Origin of the sequence: Anaeromassilibacillus sp. An200 (assembly GCF_002160025.1) — a bacterium.
Classification (GTDB): domain Bacteria; phylum Bacillota; class Clostridia; order Oscillospirales; family Acutalibacteraceae; genus Caccousia; species Caccousia stercoris.
In genome coordinates, this window is the sequence record NZ_NFJU01000094.1 from 1 (window position 1) to 3,192 (window position 3,192).

Annotated in this window: 1 protein-coding gene; it reads left to right on the top strand. The window is 53.6% G+C overall.

Annotated elements, in window-relative coordinates; genetic code table 11:
• Positions 1 to 29: 29 nt before the first annotated feature.
• A partial coding sequence (locus tag B5F35_RS17810; RefSeq protein ID WP_140401289.1) for a SpaA isopeptide-forming pilin-related protein occupies positions 30 to 3,192 on the top strand: 3,163 nt, incomplete at its 3' end.

The following is a 3,192-nucleotide window of genomic DNA, read 5'->3' on the forward strand; positions in this document are numbered from 1 at the left end:
TTCTTTTCCCGCAAATTGCCGGATTAACCATGCCCGCATTTGCCGCAGGCAGCATCATCAAGAAGCTGGAGGATAATCCGTTTGACGGCCTGCGCTGGGCCACAAAACAGCCCATATCCGGGTATCATGGCTCTTATCCTACGGAAATCATGGGCGTCACCATTGACGGTGTGAACTATGTCGCGTATTGCCTGAATCATGACAGATATGGCTCTGGAGACAGCCCAACTGTTGGAGAATACGGAGTCAAGGTTTATGAGCTGGACGATCCGGCTCTGCAAAGCAATGAGGAATTTATCAACGACAAAAATATCCTCATGTATATGCAGGGCGTTCTTGCCTCCGGCGGTTATACCGGCGGCGGAGACTCCGCAGCCACCGCTTTAAGAACCAGGGGCAGCAGCAGGCAGCTGTTTAACAATCGGTTTGAAGCCTATGGCGTTACCAAGTTTGCCATGTGGACGCTTTCGGTCGGCCAGTCGGACGCGAGCAAATGGAGCGTAAATCCCACCGCGACATACGATGCTTCCCGTAATCAATATTTGTTGGAAAGCCTAAATCAGATCATGGGATCCGCAAATAACTGGAATGATTGGGTAGATGATGAAATCTACGCTATTCCAAAAACAAATAGCGAAGGCGGAAAATGGCAGGATGGCCCCGGCCCCGGTGAAAAATATATAGAATGGGAAGTGACCACCGGCTATTTCGGCAACGGCAAGGTGCAGGACTCCGAACATGTCTATATGGCGGCTGGCGGCTATACCCTTACACCGGGAAGTTTGCCCGAAGGTTTTCATTTGGAAAAACTGGACGGTACGGAAATCAAGAGCGCAACCACCATGCAGTCCCAATATGTGAACGCATGGCTTGGAGAGCCGTTCCGGCTTGTCGCGGAAAGCGGCACAGATCCCAGCTCTTTTGGCGAAAAAAAGACAGTCGCTACTATTGAAGGAAAACTGCAAACTGGAGGTCTGAAATACGGCATTGCGGAATATTCCGGCTCGACTAAAGTTCAAAACTATGCGCTTGTCCCGGAAAATGGGCTACAAGCTGTTTCTGCCGAGGTAAAACTTGAAAACGAAGTACCTGAAGGTGCTTCCATCATCATCCGTAAAGCCGATGGTTCCAAAAATCTTGCCGGAGCAGAGTTCAAAGTCACGAAGGCTGATAGCAGCTGGTCAACCAATGTAACAACAGGAACATCCGGATCTATTTCAGTAAAGGTTCCAGATCCCGGCATGTATTACGTCGAAGAAACCAAAGCCCCCTCCGGTTATGCACTGGACTCCACGCGATACAGTGTGGAAGCCAAATCTGGAGAAGCTGTTGAAATTAAGATCGAAAACAGCAAAAGCGTCGGCCTGAAAATCCAGAAGCTTGACGCGCTGACGGATGAACCGCTGGCCGGGGCGGTGTTCACCGTTGAGCAGATTGACGGTACGTTCTCCACGGACGTGACAAGTAATGACAACGGCCTGTGCGTCCTTGGAGGACTGGAACCTGGCAGCTATAAGATTACAGAGAAAACACCCCCGGCAGGCTACCAGCCCGCAGAGAATCCCGTCCAGACAATCGAACTGCTGAAGGATCAAACCGAAGTCCCGATGATTGTCTACAAGAACGAGCCGATCAACGGAACCGTCAAGATCATTAAGACAGCGGAGAACAACGGCGACCCGCTCGAGGGCGTCACATTCGAGATTAAACGCCGCGACGGTGCGGAGAAGTGGTCTGTTGTCACGGATGAGAACGGCGAAGCAGAAATCGAGCTGCCCGCCGACTGGTACGTCATCACTGAGACGGACGCACCGGACAATGTGGAGATCGACCCCACGCCCCACACCGTGGAGCTGAAACCCGGACAGACCTACGAATTGAAACTGACCAATGTGCTCAAAAAACAGCTCATTATCGAAAAGCGCGATTCCGTTACAAACGAGCTTGTCCCCGGTATGATTTTTGAAATCAAATCGCCGGACGGCGACCTGTTCGGCCCCGGCAACTGCGGGCGCGGCGAGGGCATCTATCAGACGGACGAGAACGGACAAATTACCTTTGACACGATGGAAACCGGCACAAGCTGGGTTATCACCGAGCTGGAAGCCCCTGCCGGATACGTCCTCAACAGCACTCCGCAAACTGTCAAAATCGTGGATGACATAACCACCGTTACCATCCGCAACGACCAGAAGCCCGGTTTGATGCTCACGAAAGTGGACGCGGACACCGGGAAGCGCATCATGGGCGCGAAGTTTACATTTACCATCCCCGGTACACAAACGGTCTACACCCGTGTGACGGACAACAACGGCGTGATTTTCCTCGACGATCTGGACGTAACCTCCATTGTCATCCAGGAGATTGAACCGGCTCCCGGCTACATTGCCAACGACAAGCCGGTTACGGTGCAGCTCAAACCCAACGAGCGCACTGACGTTACCTTTAAGAATACCTCCAAGCCCGGCCTGCGAATCTGCAAGATTGACACGGACGGCAATCCCGTTGCCGACGTGGTGATTAAGGTCAGCAAAACGGACGGTCAGGTGGTGGGTGAGTACACGACGGACGATTCCGGCATCATCTTCCTTCCGAATCTGGAAGCCGGAACCTATGATGTGCAGGAAATCTCTGCTCCCCCGCAGTATGTTGTGGACAGCACCGTTCACCGCGTCACGCTGGAAGCTGGGAAGATTGGAGAAATCACCCTGCGCAACAGCATCAAGCCGACGCTGCGCATCGTCAAGGTGGACAGCGTGACCAAAGGCCCCATCGAGGGTGTGACCTTTGAGGTGCGCGTCACAGACGGTGCGAAAATCGGCGACTATGTGACGGACGAGAACGGCGAAATTCTTGTCACCGGCCTGCAAGCGGGTGTCAATTACACCATCAGGGAGATCGCCACGCTGCCCGGATACGTTCTCGACGAGACGCCCAAGCAGATTACGCTGGAAGCCAACAAGGTGACAACCGTTCAGTTCGAGAACAAGGCGAAATCGCCTGTCTACATTCTTAAACTGGACGCCAAAACCGGCAAGGGCGTTCCCGGCGTGCGGTTCCGCGTAACCAGAGCGGACGGTTCTCTCATCGGCGAGGTGGTTACCGACTCCACCGGCCGCGCGACACTCACCAGCGTACCGAGCGGCTATATCACCGTCACGGAAATTGCCGTGCCGGACGGCTATGTGCTCG